Origin of the sequence: Providencia sp. PROV024, assembly GCF_032709665.1 — a bacterium.
Classification (GTDB): domain Bacteria; phylum Pseudomonadota; class Gammaproteobacteria; order Enterobacterales; family Enterobacteriaceae; genus Providencia; species Providencia huashanensis.
On the sequence record NZ_CP120545.1, the window covers coordinates 950,661 to 975,248 of the forward strand.

The window sequence follows — 24,588 nt, forward strand, 5'->3', positions numbered from 1 at the left end:
TGGCAGTTTATTGTTTGCTGCCATTACCTTTTCTTTTTTAGTCTGTAAGTATTCACTTACTTTTTTACTGCGGATTAACGAGGTTGCCTGTGACGTATCACACCTTCTTGAACCGCTGTTGCGACTAGCTCCCCTTGGGGACTATAGATTTGGCCTTTTACAAAACCTCTCCCACCTGATGCCGAAGGGCTTTCTACGGCATATAACAACCAATCATCAATCTTAAATGGGCGATGAAACCACATTGAGTGGTCGATAGTCGCTACTTGTAAGTCGCGTTCCATAAACCCTCGACCGTGTGGCTGTAAAGCGGCAGGTAAAAAGTTATAGTCAGAAGCATAGCCAAGTAAATAGCTATGTAGTGAGGGTAAGTCGGGCAGTTGCCCTTTGGCTTTAAACCAAATATAGCGAAATGGCTCCTGAGGTGGTGCATCAAATGGGCTATAAAATTCCACTGGACGGAACTCAAAAGGCGTTGGGCGAAGGGCGTATTTCTTAACTGATTCGGGGAGTTGATCCGCTAAGCGCTGTATAATATCGTCTTGAGAAATTAATTTTTCTGGTGGTGGAACGTCTGGCATTAGGTTTTGATGATTATAGCCTGTTTCCTCAGACTGGAATGAGGCAGTCATAAAGAAGATTGGTTTTCCATTTTGGATAGCACTGACACGTCGGGCGCTGAAGCTTCCACCATCACGCAGTATCTCAACATCGTAGATAATAGGGCGCGAGCTATCACCAGGACGTAGAAAATAGCTATGGAAAGAGTTAATAGCTCTATCTTCTGGTATGGTTTGCTTCGCAGCATACATAGCTTGTCCGACAACTTGTCCGCCAAAAACTTGTGGTAAACCAAGGTCTTCACTTTGTCCTCGAAAAATACCTTCTTCAATCTTTTCAAGCTCAATTAGGCTAATTAAGTTCTTTAATTCTGGGCTCATAGTTATCTTCGGTTCACTTGGACATAATTAGATATTGGTATTTTCCCATTATTTACTTTAAATAGGTAGGATGATTATGCGTAGAAAATTTTAATTCACTTAATGTTACATTTTGAAATATTAATTTATTATTTTATTTATATTGGTTATACTTCACCCTATTCCCATATCTAAAAATGATGTGTTTATTTCTCTACCATAAATGTTTTAAATAAAACATAGGCTTACAGGTAATATCTATGAGTTTCTTTCGCCATATAGTTAGCTTATTGGTCGTTTTGACGTTGATTGGCTGTGAAGGGAATAGCACAAAGCCAAGCGCAAAAACACTTAATGCTAAAAGTAGCCACAATAACCAAATGGTTGATTCAGGGAAAATTGAAGGGCGAGTGGTGATTTTGCAAGATTCTGTTTTACCAGAAAGTGCGATTGTCACGGTAACTCTTGCAGATACATCTGTTGTAGATCTGCCTGCATTGATATTATCGCAGAAATATTACAATTCATTGAATAATCGACCGACAATTCCATTTGAGCTAACTTATCTCAAAAATGAAGTTAGACAAGAGGGTACCCTGACCGTCAATGCGACGATTAAAGCTGACGGGAAGCTATTATACATTGCTGATTCTGATGCTGAAGTTATCAATAATGGTATAACTAAAGATGTGGAGTTGCTGATGGTACCAGCAAACTAATTTGATGGCAGCTAATTTTCAGTATTCTATCTCTTATGTTGGTTCTTGTGTAATAAACCAGCACTTGGCTGTGGCTTTCTTGCTATTTTAGTGACTATCAAGCATAATGCCCCTGCTTTGAAAGAAGCAATCAATGGGGGCTCTGTTGGTTCTCCCGCAACGCTAACTTGTTAACTTGGTCAGGTCCGGAAGGAAGCAGCCATAGCAGGGGTCGTGTGTGCCGGGATGTCGCTGGCAGGGCTCCCACCCAATTTATCCCACTGCTTTCATCTAAACTAGAAAAAATCCCCTTATTTTTATATCAAATTAATTGGCTAGTTTTGTGTTCTGTATTTAATTGTATTTATAAATATGAAGTTTATTTTTATTCTTTAAAATAATATCTAATATTAAAATAGAATAAAGTTAAAAATATCGCATTAATTGTTAATTATAATGGTGATAAAAAACAGAAGGCAGGGAAATTAGAAATAAAAAACCTACTAGCACTATATTAATGCTAAAAATAAAATTGTATTAAGTTCAGCCGATAAGTGGATTTACCGGCTATAACCATTCACTATCTGCGCGTGTTAATACAGTATTATCTAACAAACTTCCATACAGAAGGTGGAATTTTATCGTAGAGCTTATTCATAGTGAGTTCAGCAAGACGATGATCTGCCGCTGAGTAGAATAACTCTAGTTCATCATCAGATAGTTCATACTTGTTTTTTTCAATGACACGCTCAAGTGTTTCAATTGTTGTGCATTTTCTCAAACGCATCAGATAATCAGATTTGGTCATAACGCCCTTTCTTTATATGGAATATAACTTAGTAACATACGATGTTATTGTTTGATTAAAGATAAATAATGATTTTATGTTTTGCTGGTCAGACATTTTAGGTCATCATCCAGCACTGAAACTAGATTTTGATTCATAGTTTCCCAATCTATAATTTCACTTAATGTGATGACTGGGCTACCAAATAAGTCATAAGTCTCATCGAGGTACTCTTCAATTAATGATATAACGAGATTTTCTTTTGGATATTTGATCTTAAATCGCCAGACAAAAGCTGCGATATGTTCAATGAGTTCATTTAGAGCTGCACTTTGTGCAGAGCTTAGATCGTTAATCCAATGTGTGTTGGTTTTTTGCAAACTTAAGATAGCGTCTCTATTGAGACTGTTACATAAGTATTTTAGTTCTGCTATATCATGTCTTTTGGGTGAGTATTCATCCATAATCACCTCCGCGGGCGAATCTGACTTTTGCTATGTGTATTGTTATATCAATAATAATGTCACGTTAACTAATTAAAAGCACCTATGTTCAATATACATATATAAAGCAGTAATATATTGAAAAATATAAAGTTATTGCTAGTTCGTTAAGTTTTCGAAGATTATTAATATTATACATAAGTGACATTCGAACACGGACTGGCAGCTTGGACTAGTTTAGCCGCGATATAATAATAGCATTATTATTACATAAGTCACCACCAATCAACTACTTTTTTCATTTTTATTAGTAAGTGACTAAAATAGAGCTATAAATGCTCGACTTAAACTCAATTTTATAAAATGTTTAAATTACGTTTAACCATTTGGTTATTTTAGTACGGCTAATATGAAATGTTTACACAAAAGATGTTATAAAAAGTATTACTCCATTCAGAGTATTTAAATAGTTTAATTTTACCAATGAAATAAGATAATTAAATAAGAAAAAACCTCGACCAAAATTGGGGAGGTTTTTCATGGAGGTAACTTAGAGGTAAAGGTTTAAGGTTACCCCTGGTTTTAAATCAGCCATTTTTACGCCTGAGTTCCAAGTCATTAAATCATTGAGCTTGATACCATGGCGTTTTGCAATACTATAATAGGAATCGCCTTTTCTGACTTTATAGGTTTTCGTTTTACGATTGTTTGCTGCCGATATTGGGCTAGAAACTTTTAATGTTTGCCCTGGCATTATCACACTCGCCGTTTTTAACCCATTTAGCTTCTGAATATTTTTGGCTGTGGTATTAAACTTTTTAGCAATACTGGCGACTGATTCCCCTTTACGTACTTTATAAGTCGTAATTTTTGCTCGGTTTTGGCGAGCTGTTGAAATTGCCGTCGGTTGTGCCGTTTTAATTTGTTGATTTTGTATTGCGGCAAGGCGGATGGTTTCTAAAACGTCTTGATCAGATAACGATGTTTTAAATTGCTCCGCTTTTGCTGTTGGTAACATAATATAATGTGGGCCTGTTGGCGATGTGATGCCTCGAGTATAGCCTGAATTATAGGTTTTCACTGATTCTACAGTAAGCCCTGCTAGCTCAGCGGCTTGGGATAGTGTAATTTGCTGGCCTACATCAATTTGAGTTAACGCCCTATTTTTATTACTGGTTGGCAGGTTAACTTGGTACTTTTCTGGTGTTTTCAGCACTTGGCTGAGAGCTAGAATTTTGGGTACGTATTGTTTAGTTTCTTTTGGCAAAGAAAGGGACCAGAAATCAGTCGGCAACCCAGCAGCCTCATTCTTTTTAATAGCATTTAGCACACAACCTTCACCACAATTATACGCAGCTAACGTGAGCTCCCAATCATGGCCAAACATGATATTTAGGTTTTCAAGTAAATCAAATGCAGCTTTAGTTGATGAAACAACATCTCTACGTTCATCAACCCATTGGGTTTGTTTTAGCCCATAAGAACGCGCTGTAATTGGAACGATTTGCCACAGGCCTGCGGCTTTTGCTGGTGAAGTTGCTTTAGGGTTGAAAGAACTTTCAATAATCGGAATTAATGCTAATTCCATCGGCAAGTTACGTTCGTTAATTTCGTCTACGATGAGGTACATATAGGGCTCTGCTCTTAATGCCACATCGTAGACAAAACGTTGTTTGTTTAGGTAACTGTTAGCCATTTCCCTGATTTGTGGGTTATCAGGTATATCCATTTTTAGCTCATCACTGATGTAACCCCAAAGGTCATAATCTACTTTTGGAAGTTGTCTACTTGCTGCTTGGTTGTGAGAGGCAACAGTTTCAATTGTGTGATTGGCTGAAGGTTTGTTCTGCTTAACATTTTTTGGGGCGGTTTGGCATCCTGCCAGCAGAACAATGGCGATGAGTGTCGCGATTTTCTTCATTTTATTCTATTGTTCTTCGTTGCAATGTTTAAAAGTCGAACAATAATACTTATCCCACCCCATGATGACAATCATTAAACTTTAAAATTGATCTTTTAATTGACGTAAAAGGGTAAAAACTGCTCTCAAAGGGGGATTTTGCATATTAATTTCGAGTTTTTTTTGTAATTGTTGATTGTCGCATTGCAAGAAAATATTTATTTTCTTCTCATCTTTCAATAGGGTAGGAACTGTTGCTTGATGTTTGTCACGCATTTGCGTTATTTTTTGTAAATATTGTGTAATCGCTTCATTTTCAGGCCAGATATGGTGAGCAAATTTAAGGTTCGACAAGGTATATTCATGGGCGCAGCATATTAATGTTTCGTCTGGGAGCGCTGCAATTTTTTGAATAGATTGCCACATTTGTTCTGGTGTACCTTCAAAAATACGCCCACAACCAGCTGAAAATAAAGTATCACCGCAAAACAAATAAGGCGCTTGGTAAAAACCAATATGCCCAAGGGTATGCCCAGATAAAGCAATTACTTGGAATTTAAATTGGTTAATAATGACAGTATCACCTTCTTCGACTAATTCTGTTGCACCTTTATTTTCAGTTTCTTTAGGTCCAAAAACAGGTAGCGATGTAAATTTGTTTAAAATGCCTTTTACACCGCCGGTATGGTCATTATGGTGGTGAGTTAAGAGGATAGCGACTGGCGTTAAATGTTGTGCGGTAATTATTTCGAGCACAGGCTCTGCCTCCGCAGGGTCAACAATGATACACTGCTGGTTATCAGCTAAAACCCAAATGTAGTTATCATTTAAAGCTGGGACTCGAATTAACTCCATAACGACCTCGATACTTGTTAATAGGGGAATTTCATGAAGCCTGCACGTATTGATAAAAAGCTCCAAATGCCCGTTAGTTGGTGTGATATTCCTTTTGGAGAGCAATACCGGCAGTCTATAGAAAACCAATTAAGGCCTTGGTGGCCAAAGATATTTGGTTTTCATCTCCTTAAGTTAGGCCATTTAAGTACTGAAATCCAGACCCAAGAGTGCCTAATTTCTCATCAGTTCAATGTTGGGAATAATGACCCGCGGTTTAATCTTATTGCTCAACCGGGGGCGTTGCCCTTTACTGAGAAATCAATTGATGCATGCTTAATGGCTCATTGTTTAGCCTATGATAGCGACCCACATTGGCTTCTAAGGGAGGTCGACCGTGTATTAATTGATGATGGGTGGCTAGTTATTTCAGGGTTTAACCCCTTTAGCTTAGCAGGGTTAGCAAAGTTAGTACCTGTTCTACGTAAACGGCAACCTTATTGTAGCCGGTTTTTTCCTGCTTTAAGGGTATTTGATTGGCTAAGTTTATTAAACTATGAAGTTTTATATCATCGTAATTGTCATGTTATCCCTTGGATGAATTCACACAGACGGATTAATAAACATGGCGGTGGTATAGGGGTACTAAGTGTTATTGTGGCGCGAAAACGGACTTATCCGCTCACGCCAACGCCGTTAAAATTTAAGCAGCCGAAAGTTAAAATAGGCACGGCTTTAGGTGCGGCAAAAGAGCTGAGTGAACGCACTAAAGTTAACCATAATCGTTAATCTTGTGCAGGTTGGTAGCCGGTATCTTCTTTGGTTGGAGATGACGCCGCCGCGCGAGCAAGCTCATCGCATTTTTCGTTTTCTGGGTGACCTGCGTGCCCTTTAACCCAGCGCCAGTCGATAGTGTGACGTTGGATAGCTTCATCGAGGCGCTTCCATAAGTCTACATTGACAACGGGAGACTTATCCGCTTTACGCCATTGTCTGCGTTTCCAACCGTGGATCCATTGGGTGATCCCTTGGCGGACGTACTGGCTGTCAGTGGTTAATATGATATCACAAGGCCGTTTCAGTGATTCTAGGGCGACAATAGCCGCAAGTAGTTCCATCCGGTTATTTGTGGTTAAAAAATACCCATCACTCAACGTTTTTTCATGCTGTTGATAACGTAGAACAACACCATATCCCCCCGGGCCAGGGTTACCCAAACAGGAACCGTCCGTGAAAATTTCTACCTGCTTTGTCATTTCTGTTACACTCTATATTATTCGTTCCTTTCTAGTTTGACACAAAAAAACATTATGAGCACGGTGATAACCAGACAAATTGTTCTTGATACTGAAACAACCGGTATGAATAAACTCGGTGTTCATTATGAAGGGCACAATATAATTGAGATTGGTGCAGTTGAAGTGATTAACCGCCGACTCACAGGGCGTAATTTTCATGTGTACATTAAACCCGATCGCTTAGTGGACCCTGAAGCATTTGAAGTGCATGGGATCAGCGATGAGTTTTTGCAAGATAAGCCCGTTTTTGCAGATATTGCGGATGAATTTATTGAATTTATTCGTGGCGCTGAATTAGTCATTCATAATGCCCCCTTCGATATCGGGTTTATGGATCATGAATTTCGTAAGCTCAATAAAGGTATTCCACCAACGGCTGACTTTTGTACGATCACGGACAGCTTGGTTTTAGCTCGTCGCCTTTTCCCCGGAAAGAGAAACAACTTAGATGCATTGTGCGATCGTTATCTAATTGATAACACTAAGCGTACTTTACACGGGGCATTGCTCGATGCGGAGATTTTATCTGACGTCTATTTAGCAATGACGGGTGGGCAAACATCGTTGTCATTTTCGATGGAGTCTGAGTCCGCCGATAATGAGCAAGCCAATGAAATACAAAGAATTGAACGACCGACAACAGGCTTGAAAGTACTCTATGCTTCCGATGAAGAGGTCATTGCCCACGAAGCGCGATTAGACATTGTCGATAAGAAAGGGGGAAAACCTTGTCTTTGGCGGCAGTCTTCTGATGAGGCTGAAAATTTACATTGATATATAGAATGTATTGGTACAAATGATGGCATGCAAATTAAGTGTGCTATTTAAGGCTAAAAACTGCTCAACTGCGCGATTTCCCAAGAAAAAGTATTGACGGGGCTGCAAAGTATTCGTAATATGCTTGGCGTTCCCAGAAGGGAACATCCGGAGCGGTAGTTCAGTTGGTTAGAATACCTGCCTGTCACGCAGGGGGTCGCGGGTTCGAGTCCCGTCCGTTCCGCCAAATATTAAAGCCCTGAGTTTTTAACTCGGGGCTTTTTTTTGTCTCATCATCTCATCTTGTCAAAATAGTTTTATTTCATTATCAGTTGCTTAACCATCTGTATATTAGACTAAAAAAGTTTAATTTTAGACCTTTGTTCAATCGGATGGAGAGCTGTCACTATCAACTGCGTTGTATCATTGAAAGGCTAAATGACTAAATAGATAACAATCAGTTTATTAATAAGAGCTGTTTTTTAGCAAATGGTTACCTATTTTGTGGTAGGTTAATCAATTTTTTACTGAAACTATTTTATTTGGTTATTAATTTAATGGGCTAAAATAGGTCGATTTTTATGCTGTATTTGGCGAATTGAGGGTGTGTACTTTTTATATCATTGATGAATTGTTTCGGTTACGATTGTTATTCTAGTTATTATTTTATTTTTTAAATTCTTCAAAAGAGTAAAATTAACTGAATACATTTTTGATTTACATCAATAAATATATCATACTCGATCTTAACGCTAAATAATGATCTCTTCGTAGAGATAAATCCTTAATACTCATATTATGTGTTATCGTAATAATTTATTTATACATTACATGCCAAATTGTAACAAAATGAAAAATAGTATTAATTTAAATGTCCATTAAATATATTATGTTTTAATTAAAATAATTTTTGCAACTTATTTTACTAATATAAAAAACAATATTTTCACATCAAAAAATAATTTACTTATCACATAGTTACTTATCATTTTTCTACTCTGACTACGTGTTTTATCTGGTGATAAAACTGAAATGTGGTTCATAAAAAACACCTAAATAGAGTTAATCTATTGATTTTCTAACATTGATAGGTTTAAACATTTTTACACGTTTTTTAATCAATTTATATTATTAAGTATAAATTAATAGTCAGAGAATTATTATCAAATAATTTATCCTATTAAATATAAATATATTAATGATTATCATTTATTGAATGATTTTACTTGAATTTTGTCATCGGGAAAATTTTGGAAATGCTTATGGAAGTAAATAACTTAAGTTATTATGCGGGGGTTTTTTTACGAAAGTCCAGAAAAGAAAAAAATCTAACGGGAAAGCAACTAGCAAAGTTAATGCATGTCAGCCAGCAACAAATTTCACGCTATGAAACTGGAAAAACATCTTTGACCATAGACCAATTAAGTCAACTTTTGAATATACTAGATAAAAATTGGGTTGAACTAATAATGTTTGTTCAAAATGAACATGACTTTGATATAAAAATGGCTAAGGAAGAATCTAATAAAAAAAATTACTTGTTAAGTAATTACTTAATGGATAATTTTTTAAATAAAAAATAATAATAAAAATATTTTTTAATTACATTTTTAGTGGTCAAGATTATATTTTATAAAAAACACAACTAAAAGTGTTTTTTATACTATGTAATTTTTATTTGGTATGTATTTAATTTTAATTAGAGAGAATAACAATGTTTAATAAAAGAATATCGTCTGTACTATTATCTGGGATTATTGCTGCTTCTTTTGCTACTGTTGCGAATGCGGATACGCGCACTGCACAAGCGACCGCAACATGGCAAGCAACCGCAATTAAAGATACAACAAGTATGTTAGTTGTTACTCCGTTAAAAAGCCTGACATTTAATTATGCCGAAGGCCAACAAAGTTTTAATCAGCAAAATGGGGCATTTGATGTTGCTATTCAAGGGCAGTCAGGTGCTACAGATTTTAAATTAACCTCAAAAGTGATTGCTAATACATTATCAAGAACTACTGATAACTCCACATTAAAAGTGGGTGTTAAATGGAATGGAACTGACTTAGATACGGCAACGGAGACAACTTTAATTGATGTTGCTGGTGGTTTAACGTCTGGTTTAGATAATTTAGCTGCTGATGGTGTTTATAATGGTTCTGACCGTGCAACAGACCGTGGTGAATTTACATTCGTTATTGCAAGTGCAGAATCTGCAGGTGCGGCAGCTGAATTTAAAGATCTTGCTGATGGCGTTTGGGATGGTGATGTAAAAGTTCAATTTACTGCAAATTGGGAAGGAACTTTTGTTACACCATAAGTTATTTCATTAATTAAATAACAAATCCTTTATTACGATAAAGATAATATAAGGAAATAGTATCTTTATCGTCTTTTATTTGAGTTTTATTATGAAAAAAACAATTCTTGCGCTCATTTTATTATCAATTATTCCACTGAAAAATAGTTTGGCTGTTAATGTTGGGAATATAACAGAAATTATTTCTTCTGAAGAAAACACCTTGTCAAAGGAAATTGAAAATACGGTCGATGCAGCAAGGTTGGTAAATTTAAGCATTGAAAAAATAGATTCTCCTTTAGAGAATGGAAAAGTTATTCCCGTTAATGACCCTAATGAGATATTGTCAACACCAGCGAATATTATTCTTCCGGGCAAAGCAAGAGACATATTTAAAATTATTTATAATGGCCCTAAAGATGATCAAGAACGTTACTACCGATTAAATTGGAAAGATGACCCAATAAGTGAAAGCGGAATAACGAAAAGTTCAAAATCAGCCTCTGCAACAACATCAGCGACGATAAGCACGATACTTGTTGTCGCTCCTAGGGTGGAAAACTTTCGATATCAATATGAAAAATACCAAGTTGCTAATTTAGGAAATACTTCTTTCCGTGTTGTTGCATCAGGCCCTTGCTTAACAGAAAAAATAACTTTTGGAATTGAAGGTATATGTCGAGAGCGCTATTACTTGATGCCAAACTTGGCAGTGAAACTTCAATTAGTCAATGTAAATAATAAAAAAACAAGTATTGGTATTTGGCACAAAGGGAATTTCATTGTTGTCAAATAGCAGGGTTAGGGCTTAATTATGCATAAAAGTATTATTACGTTATCAATAATAAGCTTTATTTTTTCAAATGCTATTTATGCTAGGGACATAAAGCGTATTAAAGTTGGAGGGTATATTATTCCTCCTGCTTTTGTTATTGCGTTGGAAGAAGGTATGTCTGTCCCTGTATTTTTACGTCTAAATAGCGATATAGAGAAGAATCAAAGTGAAGATAAGATAGCAGATGCTATTATAGTTGTAGAACAAGGAAAGATTAAGCTTGCGAACATTCATTTAGTTGATGCTAGTCAAGGACCAAAATTAAACCAATTATTAATTGAAAAATTAGAAAGTAAGAAAGAGTCATTCTTCAATGAGACAAATAATATTGAAGTTGATAAAAATGCATGGTTACAACTCGATGTATCCTCATTTAATCTATCTTTAGATGTGGATAGTGATGCATTTGCTCCTCAGGAAAAAATACGCCAATTTTCTCTTGGAAATTCGTCTGTTGATGCTTTCTCTTCCGTAGTTAATTATGACTTCGGTATTTTTCAGAGTCAGATAAAAAAAGGTAAAAATTCATCTAGTAGTTATTTTAATTTAGATACCCTATTTGCGATCGCAGAGCATCATATCAATATTAATGCTTCGGCGTACAGTATTGGAAAGTCAAACTCTAATACTGAGCTCTATCGAGCAATGTATGAGCGTGATTTTAATGGGTTACGCTTCGCTCTCGGGTTAATGAGTACATGGAACTTACAGTCTATCGCTAGTTTAACAACGTTAAATAGCAGCAAAATTTATGCGGTTTCAGTTGGTAATAATGCTTCGAGTGTCGTGGTCAATTCAAAATATTCGTTAACCCCTATTTACGTCTTTTTGAATAGTCCTGGTGAAGCTCGTATATATCGCGATGGAAAATTATTAAACATTCAAAATTTCCCAATGGGAAGCTTTGAAGTAGACACCAGTATTCTACCATTTGGTATCTATGACGTTACTATTGAAACGGTTGTGGATGGCAAGATTGTGACAACTCAACATCAAACTATTAATAAATCTTTCGGGGGAAGAGGTGTCAATTTTGACAAACTCAACTGGGAGATTTACGGGGGATATGTTGATTTTGATAAGAAGCGTTATGTGAGAGGGAAATACACTCAACGTGAGCCGCTCAAGCAAAGTTATTTATTCGGGGTTTCTGCAGCAAAAAGTTTCCCTGTCTTATCTGGGGTTAACATTCAGATGTCTAATTACGGCTATGATGATTTTTTGATTAATGAAAGTAGCATTAACCTTTCTTTAAATCAGTATATCTCATTGTCTTGGCAGGGGATGTTTGAGAATCATGGCAGTCATCGGAATATTGCTACCCTATCGTCAAGTATTCCTGATGGTTACGGTTCTATTTGGGCATCAAAAGAAAAAGCGGTAGTAAAAGGCGAATTACCTATCTATGACTCAAATAGCTACTCTTACGGTGCAACATTAAATATTGATAAAGTCTTTGAGCGAGCAGGGTCATTTACCATTAGTCGTACAACAGATAAACGTATTGGCGGTGATTCTATCAACTATGAGTATGCAAATACGCTATTTTCAGGCCGCTATGGTACGGTTGGCTTAAGAACAGGCGTACAGCGTTACCACTATGATGACCAAAAAAGTATGAATGAAAAATTTATTAGCCTTGATTTTTCATTACCTTTATCAACATGGTTAAGCACTGGGCTTTCATCAAGTAATGGCAACATGAAAGCAAATATTTATGCTAATAAAAATTTTGAAAATTCGGCAATTACGAATATAGGCGGCTCAGTTTCTAAGTTGGTTAGAGATAAAAATAATGGGGAGTCTGATTTCTCAACCATGGGTTACGCCTCTTATGAAACTAAATATAACTCGGGCATGGTGACTATTAACCGACCTGACAGCAATAGAATAAATGGTAATTTTACCTCAAGAGGTGCTGTTGCATATAGCAATGGAACAGTTATGCCGAGCGGTCAACAAGGGAAGTCGGGTGTTATTATCCATTCGGATATACATGGCGCGGGGAGTATGACAGCTCGTGTTAATGGGCAAAGTTATCCAATTAGTGGTACGAACACATTTATCCCATTATCACCTTATTCTGATTATGACATTCAATTAATGAATGACGCTAAGTCTAAAGATAGTTTTGATATTGTCTCTGGACGAAATAAATCTGTCACTTTATACCCTGGAAATATCGCTTTTTATAAACCAGAGGTCAGGCAATTAGTCACGGTATTTGGTCGCCTTAAATCCCCTGATGGTGAGTTTATAAAATATGCATCAATCCGCAATCATATTGGCCGAACAAAAACAGATCATAATGGCGAATTTTCGATGGATGTCGATATTCGTTACCCCGTTATTTCTCTTTTACAAGAAGATGAGCAAACAATTTGCGAAGCTGATTTGAATTTAGAGGGTGCTAGAGGGGCGTTATGGTTAGGTGATGTAACCTGTGATCCACAGAAAACCGTCGCATTAAGACAATGAGAATTTTATGATAAATAAAATAATGTATACATTACTTCCGGTGTTAGCATTGCTTAGTGGCTTTTATAGTTCCTCTGTCATAGCGATAGCCCTTAGTAATTCCTATGTTTTTATTGAAAATGGGATAGATGATGAATACTTCGTTACTCCCAGATCATTAGACCCACGATTTACAGGGGCGAATAAGTTTTCCCGTTATTCAGCAAAATCACAGGAGAGCTTAGGTTATATGGGGTATACCAATACTGCCATTAGAGCAAACCAAAATGTAGATATTTGGTTTGAAAACTCCCCCATCGACAGCCCGTTTATTGGTAACCGCTGTATGCGTAATTACTGTCATCGTGATAGCGGTTATTGGCCAGCTCAATATATTGGAAAAAACGGTGCATATAAGATAGTGCAATCTGACACCTTAGGTGAAGGCATTTATGCTCGAGGTATATTTAGTGAGTCGACTTACCAATATTTTCAGAAACTCCCTGTTGGTGCGGTTGAGACATATAGTTATCGTGCCTGCATGACAAATATTGATTATGACCCTTCTAAGGGCGAGACCTGCCAAGGAGTCGGTGGAAATATTATTGCTTCTCATGAATTTACGATGACGAAGGCAGGGCATATAAAGTTGAGCTCAACAGGTGCGATGCAAGAGGTTTATATTGATAGCAATGGTAATCCAAGTTTGGGGCCAGGGGCTCAATTTTGCCGGATTGGCATTGTTGCTAATGTGAATGGCTTGATATGCCAAGTTGTTAAGCATGAGACATCAGGGGATATTTTTGCAAATATCTTATTGAGTTTAAAAGTTAACTCAACGTTAATTCCATTTACGCCTGCGAGCGCATCAATAAAAATAGGTCCTGATGACGGGTCAAATATTTGGTGGAATTATAATTCTACTTACGCAGCAAACACTTATTTCAAAACTTCGAATGATTCCGTATCTATCTTTTTTTCTAATACGTTTTTTAAGCAGTTAATTACGAACAACGTCGATTTTACTAATAGCCAGGATTTCTTTACTTTTTCATTTACTAACCCAGCTGCAGCGCCACAATCGGGATATTATGAATTTACCCCCTCAAATCAGTTAGTGATTAAGCCTCGTGACTATAGTATCAGTATTGTTCCTTCTGATTTTATTCCAAATCCGTCAAAAACAGGTAAAGTTGGAGCCAATGAACCTGCAATTGAGTTTAATTATATTGTAACAACAAGTGGTCCAAGGCAGGCCGACTCAATTACCGCTAGAGTAGAGGGGCCTACGGTTAATGTGAGTGGGCAAGCTTACTGCTTATTTAGTTCGGATGATGATAAGTTCCATGTCCCTTTTCCAGCTTACCTTTCGTTTAAGAACGCATCGGGAGTTGAGGAGTCTTATCGTTCAAGTTGCGATGGCACGGAAGTCTCTATGGATAATGCATTATGGACGGAAACTCCATGGGATATTCCCAATCAAGATTTAGGCTCTTTTTATCGTACCAACTTAGATTTACGGTTCCCAATGAATGATTCAAACTCTTTGTTTACGTTAGATGGTATTGATTGGCTAGGAACGGTATCGGCAAGTGGAACTGTGGCTGTAAAAGCGACTTGGACGGGACCAGATGTACATTTGTAATATTAAGTCGATGCTCCTGTCCGCTAATATAATAATGAAAGTACGTAGAAAACAATTATTCAGTAGCTTGTTGTTACTATTGCTTTTATTTTTTGGAAAGGCATATGCGCTTTATTTGAGTTCGGATATTTCTTCATTAGAACCTAATAATAGTTTTTTTTCAAAACCGTATGTTAATGATACGAAAAAGGTAAATTTATATACTTTTAGTGCTTATCAAATTGATAAACCAAACGAAAAAGAACAAGGAAACGCGATTAAGGATGGGGAAATTATTTTCACTCCATTGAAAAAAGTCCTACTACCAGGAGAACAGGAATATTTTAAAATTTTTTATCGTGGTCAAGAAGATAATAAAGAACGTTATTATAAGATTGTGATTAGTGAAACAGCCCTTGATGTTCAAAGTGATAACAGGCAAAACCGACAATCTTTATTTTATCCAACAGTCAGTTTGGAAACTTACTTTGTGGTAAGGCCTAAAAATATTGATTTTAAATATGAAATAAATAGTGATAGCGGCGTATTGAAAAATACAGGAAATACTTATTTTCGTGTATTGATTCATCAAAGCTGTGAGGTTGATGAAAATGAGGTGCCATTAATGCTGTATCTACTACCTCAGCAAGAGTTTCGTGATAGTAGTATGAAAAAGAAAAGCCGTAAGTATATCGTTATTTTTAATAAATATTATTCAATTGGTAACTGCGAAGGGGCTAAGTAGAGTAAGAAAGCCACTCATCAAGCGGGCTATTTTTCAGTATGGGCCAATGATAAGCCAGAGATTAGCCAGTCTCTGGCTTTTTTCTTATGATTTGAAATATAACCCCTTTTGGAGCCAACCTTGCTTAGGTTTACACTCGGAAGCAGTCGGTAGTTTTTCATACTTTTTTTGCCTAAAACTTTGCCTATTATCACTATTGTGGCAGCTAAATGCTTAAGATGGATAAATCACCTTGATCCCAGACCGTGAACTCAGGTTTAATAAGACTAGTCAATTGCGCAAAAATGTAAGCCCTAAGGGATATTTTGCGCAATGGAATGGATTCAGCTTTGCAGCAGTTTAATTTTTTTCGATCTGCTGCCATGAACATAGCAAATATTGCGGTATGAATGGAATTACGTTACTTTCAATCACTCTGCTCATAATATTCAAGTTGTCATGTGTAAGCTCTTGTGGCTAATGGTATCAGTTAAAAGACTGAAAAAGTTGTTATGCATTGATAAACTGAATGGTTGGTGTGTAGGTGTTAATAGAAGTAGAAGTATTTATATCGCGTTGTAAAAATTGGTTTAAGTACGTTTTTATCCTACCTGGAGTATACTGATGACGACTCGTAAAACCCTTGCTAATGCTATCCGCTTTCTAAGTATGGATGCGGTTCAAAAAGCAAAATCAGGGCATCCTGGCGCGCCAATGGGCATGGCTGATATTGCTGAAGTGCTGTGGCGTGACCATATGAATCATAACCCAGCAGACCCACACTGGGCGAACCGTGACCGCTTTGTATTATCCAATGGTCATGGCTCTATGTTAATTTATAGCTTGTTGCATCTTGCAGGTTATGATTTACCTATTGAAGAGTTAAAAAACTTCCGCCAATTACATTCTAAAACACCGGGTCACCCTGAATATGGTTATACTCCAGGTGTTGAAACTACGACAGGTCCTTTAGGGCAAGGCATTGCAAATGCAGTCGGTTTTGCTATCGCAGAGCGCACATTAGCAGCGCAATTCAACCGTCCTAGCCATGATATTGTTGATCACCATACTTATGTTTTCATGGGTGATGGCTGTATGATGGAAGGTATCTCTCATGAAGCCTGTTCTTTAGCGGGTACTCTCAAATTAAATAAACTGATCGCTTTTTATGACGACAACGGCATCTCGATTGATGGTGAAGTTGAAGGTTGGTTTACTGATGATACAGCAGCACGTTTCGAATCTTATGGCTGGCATGTGATCCGTGATATTGATGGTCACGATGCAGCGCAAATCAATGCGGCTGTTAATGAAGCGAAAAACCAAACAGACAAACCAACGCTGATTATGTGCAAAACCATTATTGGTTTTGGTTCGCCAAATAAAGCGGGTTCTGAGTCTGTCCATGGTGCACCTTTGGGTGATGCAGAAATTGCAGCAACACGTGAAGCATTAGGTTGGAACTACGGCCCATTCGAAATCCCTAAAGATATTTATGAAGCTTGGGACGCGCGTGTTGCAGGTAAAGAAAAACAAAGCGCATGGGATAAAAAATTCGCAGCGTATACCGCTCAGTTCCCTGAGTTAGCGGCTGAGTTTACTCGTCGTATGAACGGTGAATTACCAGCAAACTTTGATGTTGAAGCGAAACAGTTTGTTGAAAAACTACAACAAAACCCAGCGAACATTGCAAGCCGTAAAGCATCACAAAATGCTTTAGAAGCGTTTGGTAAAGTATTACCTGAATTTATGGGTGGGTCTGCGGACTTAGCGCCAAGTAACTTGACCATGTGGTCAGGTTCGAAAGCATTGAATGTTGACCTTGCAGGTAACTACATTCATTACGGTGTACGCGAATTTGGTATGTCAGCTATCATGAATGGTATTGCATTACATGGTGGTTTCATCCCTTACGGTGCAACATTCCTGATGTTTGTTGAATACGCACGTAATGCTGTTCGTATGGCCGCGTTAATGAAAATTCGCAGCATCTTCGTTTATACACATGATTCTATTGGTCTGGGGGAAGACGGTCCAACTCACCAACCAGTTGAACAGTTAGCTAGCCTGCGCGTTACTCCAAACCTCAGCACATGGCGTCCTTGTGACCAAGTTGAATCTGCGGTTGCATGGAAATATGCCATTGAGCGTAAAGATGGCCCAAGCGCACTGATTTTCTCTCGTCAGAATTTAGAGCAACAGCCACGTACTGCTGAGCAACTAGCGAATATCGAGAAAGGTGCTTACATCCTGAAAGATTGCGCGGGCACTCCTGAGCTAATCTTTATTGCGACAGGTTCTGAAGTGGAATTAGCGGTTAAAGCGGCAGAACAACTGTCAGCAGAAGGCCGTAAAGTTCGTGTTGTATCCATGCCTTCTACCGATGCATTCGATAAACAAGATGCGGCTTACCGTGAAGCGGTATTACCTGCAAATGTTAGCGCACGTGTTGCTATTGAAGCTGGTATTGCCGATTACTGGTTCAAATATACAGGCTTAAATGGCGCCATCATCGGTATGCATTCTTTTGGTGAGTCTGCACCGGCTGAAGAGCTATTCAAAGAGTTTGGCATTACCGTAGAAAAAGCGGTTGAAGCGGCTAAGTCTTTATTGAAATAAAAATGTTAAGGAATTAGCAGGGGTTTACGGCTAATTCCGGTTATGTGACTTAACAACGCTTGACGATGAGTTGGGCGTTGTTTTTTTGTGCATGAATATCTGCTTTTCTATTGCGTTCTGTAAATATATCCCTTAATCTAACTCTAGATAAGCTGAAGCGTTTCAGTTGAGTAGCGTAGAATGAAAATTTTTTCAAAAAATGTCGGTTGTAGCACATTTTTGATGTTTGACTGTTAAAATGAGCAGTAGAGTTAATGTGAGTCAGTTATCCTTATGGCCTGCTGAAGTTCTCTGGTTATTTTAGTGACTCACTTCAGGTTTGAATGTAGTAAGTGCTTATGTTTTATACTAAATAGTTAGCAGCTAATGACTTCAAATCACAGGTTTAAATATCATGACTAAAGTCTGTTTACGGGGTAAGTTGAAAATAAACTCACATGCGTCAGCAGTCTTTAGCAACCGTATGATTTTGCTTATATACAAGGTACGCAATGGCTATCAGGGTAGCAATTAATGGCTTTGGCCGAATCGGTCGCAGTGTATTACGGGCGTTATATGAAACTAGCCGCCGAGCCGAAGTTCAAGTTATCGCAATTAATGAACTCGCTGAACCGGAAGGGGTTGCGCACTTGCTAAAGTATGACTCTAGTCATGGGCGGTTTGCGTGGGATGTAAGGCTTAGCGGTGAACTTTTACAGGTTGGTGATGACAACATTCGCTTATTTCACCAAGCCGATATTGGTGAGCTACCTTGGAAAGAATTAGGCATTGATATCGTTCTTGATTGTAGTGGGGTTTATGGCTCGCGGGATGATGGCTTGCAACATTTAACCGCAGGGGCAAAAAAAGTATTATTTTCACACCCCGGTACGGATGACCTTGATGCCACGATCGTGTATGGGGTTAATCATGAAAGCTTAACGGCAAGCGATAACATTGTTTCTAACGCGTCTTGTACGACAAATTGCATTATCCCGATTATCAAATTACTGGATGACAGCTTTGGCATTGAATCGGGCACTGTGACCACTATCCACGCCTCCATGAATGACCAACCCGTTATCGATGCTTATCATAAAGATTTACGCAGAACACGTGCGGCAAGCCAGTCGATTATTCCAGTTGACACCAAATTAGCTGCGGGGATTACCCGTATTTTCCCTAAATTTAAAGATCACTTTGAAGCGATTTCCGTCCGTGTACCCACGACCAATGTGACAGCGATTGATTTGAGTGTTACCGTACATGACGATGTTTGCGTCGAAAAAGTGAACCAACTATTGCGAAGCGCTGCACAAGGGCATTTTCGTGGTATAGTGGACTACACAGAATTACCGCTCGTGTCGATGGATTTTAATCATGACCCGCACAGTGCTATCATTGATGGTACGCAAACGCGAGTTAGCGGAAAACATTTAATTAAAACCCTGGTTTGGTGTGATAACGAATGGGGGTTTGCTAACCGGATGCTAGATACTACACTAGCGATGGCAGCCGTCGGTTTCGGCGAACAGGTTTAAACTAATTGGCTACTGACAGACAACGGACACTATCCTAGATAGCTTCCGCGCAGTAGTTAATAGCAACTTTATAGAGAATCAACAAGAGGATTCACCATGTCTGTAATTAAGATGACCGATTTAGACTTAGCGGGTAAACGTGTTTTCATCCGTTCTGACTTAAACGTCCCTGTAAAAGATGGCAAAGTTACTTCTGATGCACGTATTCGTGCTTCATTACCAACCATTGAAGCTGCTCTTAAACAAGGCGCTAAAGTCATGGTCACTTCTCACCTTGGTCGCCCGACCGAAGGCGAGTACAACGAAGAGTTTTCACTGCAACCTGTTGTTGACTATCTGGCCGACAAAATTGATTACCCTGTTCGTTTAGTTAAAGACTACTTAAACGGTGTCGAAATCGCAGATGGCGAATTAGTTGTTCTGGAAAACGTTCGCTTTAATAAAGGCGAGAAAAAAGACGATGAAACGCTATCAAAACAATATGCAGCACTATGTGATGTATATGTCATGGATGCATTTGGTACGGCTCACCGTGCGCAAGCGTCAACTCATGGCGTTGCAAAATTCTCTCCAGTTGCTTGTGCGGGTCCACTGTTAAGCAATGAACTGGAAGCACTGGGTAAAGCATTGGGTAACCCTGCTCGTCCAATGGTGGCGATTGTGGGTGGCTCTAAAGTATCCACTAAACTGACAGTATTAGATTCTCTGTCTAAAATTGCTGACCAACTGATTGTAGGTGGGGGGATTGCAAATACCTTCATCGCAGCTGAAGGGAACAATGTTGGTCGCTCTTTGTATGAAGATGATTTAATCCCAGAGGCGAAAAAACTACTGGCTAACTGCCAAATTCCAGTGCCGACTGATGTCCGTGTTGCAACCGAGTTTTCAGAAACCGCAGAAGCAACATTAAAATCAAGCACTGAAATTAAAGATGACGAGCAAATTCTGGATTTAGGTGATAAGTCAGCAGAGCGTTTGGCCGAAATCCTCAAAAATGCAAAAACCATTTTATGGAATGGCCCTGTTGGCGTGTTTGAGTTCCCTAATTTCCGCAAAGGAACTGAAATTGTGGCGAGAGCAATCGCAGATAGCGACGCATTCTCTATCGCAGGAGGTGGTGACACCTTAGCAGCTATCGATTTATTCGGTATCGCTGACAAAATTTCATATATCTCTACGGGCGGTGGTGCTTTCCTTGAGTTCGTTGAAGGTAAGAAACTCCCTGCCGTTGTGATGCTAGAAGAACGAGCTAAATCGTAATTAATTTTTTCATACACAACAGGCAGCGTAGGCTGCCTGTTCACCACAGGACCTTTTCACATGTCTAAAATTTTTGATTTTGTTAAACCGGGTGTTATCACGGGTGATGATGTACAGAAAGTTTTCGCAGTTGCCAAAGAAAATAACTTTGCATTGCCAGCAGTGAACTGTGTTGGTACTGATTCAATTAATGCGGTACTTGAAGCAGCAGCAAAAGTACGTGCACCAGTTATCGTTCAGTTTTCAAATGGTGGTGCTGCATTTATCGCAGGTAAAGGCCTGAAAGCAGAAGGGCAACAAGCAGCAATTTTAGGTGCAATCTCAGGTGCTTATCACGTACATCAAATGGCAGAACATTACGGTGTTCCAGTTATTCTGCATACTGACCACTGCGCACGTAAATTACTGCCATGGATTGACGGTTTACTGGATGCAGGTGAAAAACACTATGCGAAAACAGGTAAACCACTGTTTTCTTCCCATATGATTGACTTATCAGAAGAATCTTTAGAAGAAAACATTGAAATCTGTTCTAAATACTTAGCGCGTATGGCTAAAATCGATATGACTCTGGAAATCGAATTAGGCTGTACTGGCGGTGAAGAAGACGGTGTTGATAACACTGGTATGGATAGCTCAGAACTGTATACTCAACCAGAAGATGTTGCATACGCCTATGAGAAACTGAGCGCAATTAGCCCTCGTTTCACTATTGCGGCTTCATTTGGTAACGTCCATGGTGTTTATAAACCAGGTAACGTACAGTTAACGCCAAAAATTCTGCGTAATTCACAAGACTATGTTTCTGAGAAATATAACCTGCCACACAACAGTTTAGATTTCGTATTCCATGGCGGTTCAGGTTCAAGCGCTGAAGAAATCAAAGAAGCTGTAGGCTACGGTGTGATCAAAATGAACATCGATACTGATACCCAATGGGCTACTTGGGATGGTATCTTACAGTACTACAAAAAGAACGAAGGCTATTTACAAGGTCAGTTAGGTAACCCTGAGGGTGCTGATAAACCTAACAAAAAATACTATGACCCACGTGTATGGCTGCGTAAAGCACAAGATTCAATGGTTGTTCGTTTAGAGCAGGCATTTAAAGAATTAAACTGTATTGATGTTCTATAATTAATACTGATTTAATTTTTAATAACCCCCCGGTAAGGTGACTTATTGGGGGTTTTTTATTTGTTTAATCAAGTTGTTCACCTGAATGTGAGAGTAATTTTAAAAATAATGACTCACTTTGTGTGAGGGGTTTGCTGGCTTCAGTGATAGCACAAATTCGGTTATGAAAAACGGGAGAGTGTTCCACTTCTATAAGGGAATGGCGAAAATTAATTTGAGATGCGTAATTTTCAGGCAATATTCCGACATAGTGACCTGATGCAATAAAGGTTGCGACAGCTTCAAGCCCCGCAGCTTCAGGGCCTTTATTAAATTCACCTGAAGCTAGAATACTTTCTGTGAATGGGTGAGGGCGGTAGACTAATGCTAGATTGTGCTTATTTGGAGCGCTTTTAGCCGAAATATACAGCTTATGTTTTTCAATAAATAAAAATTGGTAATTAAAACGGCTATTTTCATGATATTGCCCCCTAATACCAATATGAATAGTTCTATCACTAAGTGCTCGGTTTAATTGGTTATGGTTGAGTATAATCAGCTCTAATTTAACGTTGGGAGCCGCTTGGGTGAATTGAGAAATGGTGGATGAAAGGTGGCAAAGTGGGTCAATCAAGATATGTTCGATAACACCAATCACAAGTGTCCCAGATAAAATTCCATGTAACTCATCTACTTCTGTCTTAATATTATCCAAAGCTGTCAAGGCCATGTTAGCTTTTTCAATCACTAACAAACCCGATTCTGTGAGTTTAAAGCCTGCAGGGCCTCTTTCACAGAGCTGTACTCCCAATTTATCTTCAATTTCACGGATGTGACGACTTATTGAGGCTTTAGACATACTGAGTTTTTTCTCTGCGATAGAAAAGCCCCCCGCCTCAGCAACGGAAATAAAAACCCGCAATGATTTTAAATCTTTTTCAGTTAATTTTTTATTATGCATATTTATACCTATTACGTGAAATCAATCACTAATTGTTAATTTAACTTACTTTCTATTGAGACACAAATAACATAATTGATATGTTTTTATTTTAATTTTTAAAATTATTTTTTATTTCAGAAAAGGTTTCATTTTATGAAACCATAGGATCAAAAATATCACTTTTATTCTTAGCAGATATGTATATCTTAAAGTTGTAGTTGTTAATAAATTATTACCAAAGTGGCGCCACAAAATAATAATTAATCCAAATATATATAAATACAAAAGGATTCTAATTTATGGTCACAGATGAAATGTTAACAATAAAACTGGATATGATTACATTTACAGCATTAGGGGCCTTATTATTAATTGCGAGCAATGTAATTATAAAAAAGTTTCCATTTTTTATGAAGTATTCGATTCCTAGCCCTGTTATTGGCGGGTTTATATTTTCCGTCATTATGTGGTTAGCATACCAATTTAATATTGTAGAACTAAGTTTTGATAATACATTATATGATTTATCTATGTATGTGTTTTTCGTCACTATCGGTTTGATGACGGGGGTTAAATTACTTGTTAGTGGCGGTAAGATATTATTATTGTATATGGTTATTTGTTGGGGGCTAGCGTTCGCCCAAAATGGTGTTAGCCTTGGCTTATCTTATGTTTTAGATATCGAACCATTAATTGCGATGATGGCGGGCCAAGCCTCCATGCAAGGTGGTCACGGTATGGCGGCTTCTTTGGCTCCTCTTATCGAATCTTTTGGTTACGACCAAGCACTGAATGTCGGACTCGCCGCTTCAACATTTGGGCTGATCGCCGGCTCAATATTAGGTGGGCCAGTAGGAAACTGGTTGATAAAAAGAAATAACTTAAAAATTGAAACCGATCATATTGATTTGGATGACTTAACTGAAAAGGAAAGTAAGGAAGATAAGGTCACGCCTCAGCAGTGTATCGTCACAGGGGCCGTTATTTTATCAATACTTGCTATTGGTATGCCAACAGCTAAATGGATCAGTGAAGCTACAGGGTTTACTATTCCAGGACATATTTTTAGTTTATTTGTTGGTGTTATTTTCCATTCATTTAATGAAAGAAAACCAATTATCAAAATATCGCGTAGTACAGTGGTATTAATTTCAACAATATCGTTAGAAATGTTTTTAGTTATGGCGATGATGAAATTAAAGCTTTGGGAACTTTACGAATTAGCATTGCCATTAACCATAATATTAATCACTCAGGTTATTGCAACAGTGCTCGTTGCTATATTTATTGTTTATCGTGCATTAGGGCGAAATTATGATGCTGCTGTCATGTCAGCAGGGTTTATTGGTCATGGGTTAGGTGCGACACCAAATGGGTTAGTCGTAATGGATGCAATTTGTAATAAATATGGGCTGTTTTCGCGAAAAGCCTTCATCATTATCCCTATTGCCGGAACGGTATTAACAGATATTGTCGGAGTTCCATTATTTGTCTTTTTAGCCAATACATTTGGCAGCTAATTAAGAAATAAAAATAAATTTAATAAGGATTATGT

Annotated in this window: 21 protein-coding genes, 1 tRNA gene and 1 other RNA gene; 16 read left to right on the plus strand and 7 right to left on the minus strand. The window is 38.0% G+C overall.

Annotation, left to right across the window (positions count from 1 at the left end):
- Nucleotides 1–74: 74 nt before the first annotated feature.
- Nucleotides 75–941 carry an acyl-CoA thioesterase II gene (gene tesB, locus P3L56_RS04265; protein ID WP_042846893.1) on the minus strand — a complete coding sequence of 289 codons (867 nt, stop codon included), beginning with the start codon at nucleotides 939–941 and terminating at the stop codon, nucleotides 75–77.
- A 239-nt stretch (nucleotides 942–1,180) separates the two neighbouring features.
- Here tesB and P3L56_RS04270 point away from each other — a divergent pair, with 239 nt between their 5' ends.
- Both P3L56_RS04270 and ffs read left to right on the plus strand, forming a co-directional pair.
- Entirely contained in the window at nucleotides 1,181–1,639 is a 459-nt protein-coding gene (locus tag P3L56_RS04270; protein WP_166685880.1) for a YbaY family lipoprotein, read from the plus strand.
- Nucleotides 1,640–1,782: 143 nt separating this feature from the next.
- Nucleotides 1,783–1,879: signal recognition particle sRNA small type (ffs, locus tag P3L56_RS04275), an RNA gene on the plus strand.
- 343 nt (nucleotides 1,880–2,222) lie between these two features.
- Here ffs and P3L56_RS04280 read toward each other — a convergent pair.
- The 4 genes from P3L56_RS04280 to gloB all read right to left on the minus strand — a co-directional run bounded on the left by P3L56_RS04280 (nucleotide 2,223) and on the right by gloB (nucleotide 5,603).
- Nucleotides 2,223–2,426 (minus strand): HHA domain-containing protein, encoded by a 204-nt coding sequence (locus P3L56_RS04280; protein ID WP_042846891.1) that lies wholly within the window; start codon nucleotides 2,424–2,426, stop codon nucleotides 2,223–2,225.
- A gap of 74 nt (nucleotides 2,427–2,500) precedes the next feature.
- On the minus strand, nucleotides 2,501–2,869 hold the full coding sequence (gene tomB, locus P3L56_RS04285; RefSeq protein WP_042846890.1) for an Hha toxicity modulator TomB: 369 nt from the start codon (nucleotides 2,867–2,869) through the stop codon (nucleotides 2,501–2,503).
- A gap of 529 nt (nucleotides 2,870–3,398) precedes the next feature.
- Nucleotides 3,399–4,769 carry a murein transglycosylase D gene (gene mltD / locus P3L56_RS04290; RefSeq protein WP_048608373.1) on the minus strand — a complete coding sequence of 457 codons (1,371 nt, stop codon included), beginning with the start codon at nucleotides 4,767–4,769 and terminating at the stop codon, nucleotides 3,399–3,401.
- Between the two features lie 81 nt (nucleotides 4,770–4,850).
- Nucleotides 4,851–5,603 carry a hydroxyacylglutathione hydrolase gene (gloB, locus tag P3L56_RS04295; RefSeq protein ID WP_042846888.1) on the minus strand — a complete coding sequence of 251 codons (753 nt, stop codon included), beginning with the start codon at nucleotides 5,601–5,603 and terminating at the stop codon, nucleotides 4,851–4,853.
- A gap of 33 nt (nucleotides 5,604–5,636) precedes the next feature.
- Between gloB and P3L56_RS04300 the strand changes: the two genes are divergently transcribed.
- Entirely contained in the window at nucleotides 5,637–6,371 is a 735-nt protein-coding gene (locus P3L56_RS04300) for a class I SAM-dependent methyltransferase (RefSeq protein WP_042846887.1), read from the plus strand.
- Here P3L56_RS04300 and rnhA read toward each other — a convergent pair.
- Nucleotides 6,368–6,838 (minus strand): ribonuclease HI, encoded by a 471-nt coding sequence (rnhA, locus tag P3L56_RS04305; protein WP_042846886.1) that lies wholly within the window; start codon nucleotides 6,836–6,838, stop codon nucleotides 6,368–6,370. The two genes, P3L56_RS04300 and rnhA, sit on opposite strands and share 4 nt — an antisense overlap.
- 54 nt (nucleotides 6,839–6,892) lie before the next feature.
- Here rnhA and dnaQ point away from each other — a divergent pair, with 54 nt between their 5' ends.
- The 12 genes from dnaQ (at nucleotide 6,893) to fbaA (ending at nucleotide 22,111) form a co-directional block, all read left to right on the plus strand.
- Nucleotides 6,893–7,654 (plus strand): DNA polymerase III subunit epsilon, encoded by a 762-nt coding sequence (gene dnaQ / locus P3L56_RS04310; protein WP_042846885.1) that lies wholly within the window; start codon nucleotides 6,893–6,895, stop codon nucleotides 7,652–7,654.
- Between the two features lie 152 nt (nucleotides 7,655–7,806).
- Nucleotides 7,807–7,883: transfer RNA gene (locus P3L56_RS04315), tRNA-Asp, on the plus strand.
- A gap of 1,015 nt (nucleotides 7,884–8,898) precedes the next feature.
- The gene (locus P3L56_RS04320) at nucleotides 8,899–9,219 is read left to right on the plus strand and encodes a helix-turn-helix domain-containing protein (protein ID WP_042846884.1); all 321 of its coding nucleotides are present in this window, start codon (nucleotides 8,899–8,901) and stop codon (nucleotides 9,217–9,219) included.
- 131 nt (nucleotides 9,220–9,350) lie between these two features.
- Nucleotides 9,351–9,956 carry a common pilus major fimbrillin subunit EcpA gene (locus tag P3L56_RS04325; protein ID WP_042846883.1) on the plus strand — a complete coding sequence of 202 codons (606 nt, stop codon included), beginning with the start codon at nucleotides 9,351–9,353 and terminating at the stop codon, nucleotides 9,954–9,956.
- 91 nt (nucleotides 9,957–10,047) lie between these two features.
- On the plus strand, nucleotides 10,048–10,731 hold the full coding sequence (locus tag P3L56_RS04330; RefSeq protein WP_048608337.1) for a hypothetical protein: 684 nt from the start codon (nucleotides 10,048–10,050) through the stop codon (nucleotides 10,729–10,731).
- Nucleotides 10,732–10,749: 18 nt separating this feature from the next.
- Nucleotides 10,750–13,248 carry a TcfC E-set like domain-containing protein gene (locus tag P3L56_RS04335; protein WP_166685883.1) on the plus strand — a complete coding sequence of 833 codons (2,499 nt, stop codon included), beginning with the start codon at nucleotides 10,750–10,752 and terminating at the stop codon, nucleotides 13,246–13,248.
- 7 nt (nucleotides 13,249–13,255) lie between these two features.
- A complete protein-coding gene (locus P3L56_RS04340) occupies nucleotides 13,256–14,872 on the plus strand; it encodes a fimbrial protein (protein ID WP_232370519.1) in 1,617 nt (538 codons plus the stop codon).
- 34 nt (nucleotides 14,873–14,906) lie between these two features.
- Nucleotides 14,907–15,596, plus strand: a complete 690-nt coding sequence (locus P3L56_RS04345) for a hypothetical protein (RefSeq protein WP_042847024.1) — start codon at nucleotides 14,907–14,909, stop codon at nucleotides 15,594–15,596.
- A 603-nt stretch (nucleotides 15,597–16,199) separates the two neighbouring features.
- Nucleotides 16,200–18,194: a transketolase gene (gene tkt, locus P3L56_RS04350; protein WP_206227136.1), complete on the plus strand. Its 1,995-nt coding sequence runs from the start codon at nucleotides 16,200–16,202 to the stop codon at nucleotides 18,192–18,194.
- Nucleotides 18,195–18,685: 491 nt separating this feature from the next.
- A complete protein-coding gene (epd, locus tag P3L56_RS04355; protein ID WP_042846879.1) occupies nucleotides 18,686–19,714 on the plus strand; it encodes an erythrose-4-phosphate dehydrogenase in 1,029 nt (342 codons plus the stop codon).
- Nucleotides 19,715–19,810: 96 nt separating this feature from the next.
- Nucleotides 19,811–20,974, plus strand: a complete 1,164-nt coding sequence (gene pgk / locus P3L56_RS04360; RefSeq protein WP_166685884.1) for a phosphoglycerate kinase — start codon at nucleotides 19,811–19,813, stop codon at nucleotides 20,972–20,974.
- Between the two features lie 60 nt (nucleotides 20,975–21,034).
- Complete coding sequence (fbaA, locus tag P3L56_RS04365) at nucleotides 21,035–22,111, plus strand: class II fructose-bisphosphate aldolase (protein WP_042846877.1); 1,077 nt, start codon at nucleotides 21,035–21,037, stop codon at nucleotides 22,109–22,111.
- Nucleotides 22,112–22,175: 64 nt separating this feature from the next.
- Here fbaA and P3L56_RS04370 read toward each other — a convergent pair whose 3' ends face one another.
- On the minus strand, nucleotides 22,176–23,051 hold the full coding sequence (locus P3L56_RS04370; RefSeq protein WP_042846876.1) for a LysR family transcriptional regulator: 876 nt from the start codon (nucleotides 23,049–23,051) through the stop codon (nucleotides 22,176–22,178).
- A 281-nt stretch (nucleotides 23,052–23,332) separates the two neighbouring features.
- Here P3L56_RS04370 and P3L56_RS04375 point away from each other — a divergent pair, with 281 nt between their 5' ends.
- On the plus strand, nucleotides 23,333–24,553 hold the full coding sequence (locus P3L56_RS04375; RefSeq protein WP_048608321.1) for a sodium/glutamate symporter: 1,221 nt from the start codon (nucleotides 23,333–23,335) through the stop codon (nucleotides 24,551–24,553).
- Nucleotides 24,554–24,588 lie beyond the last annotated feature (35 nt).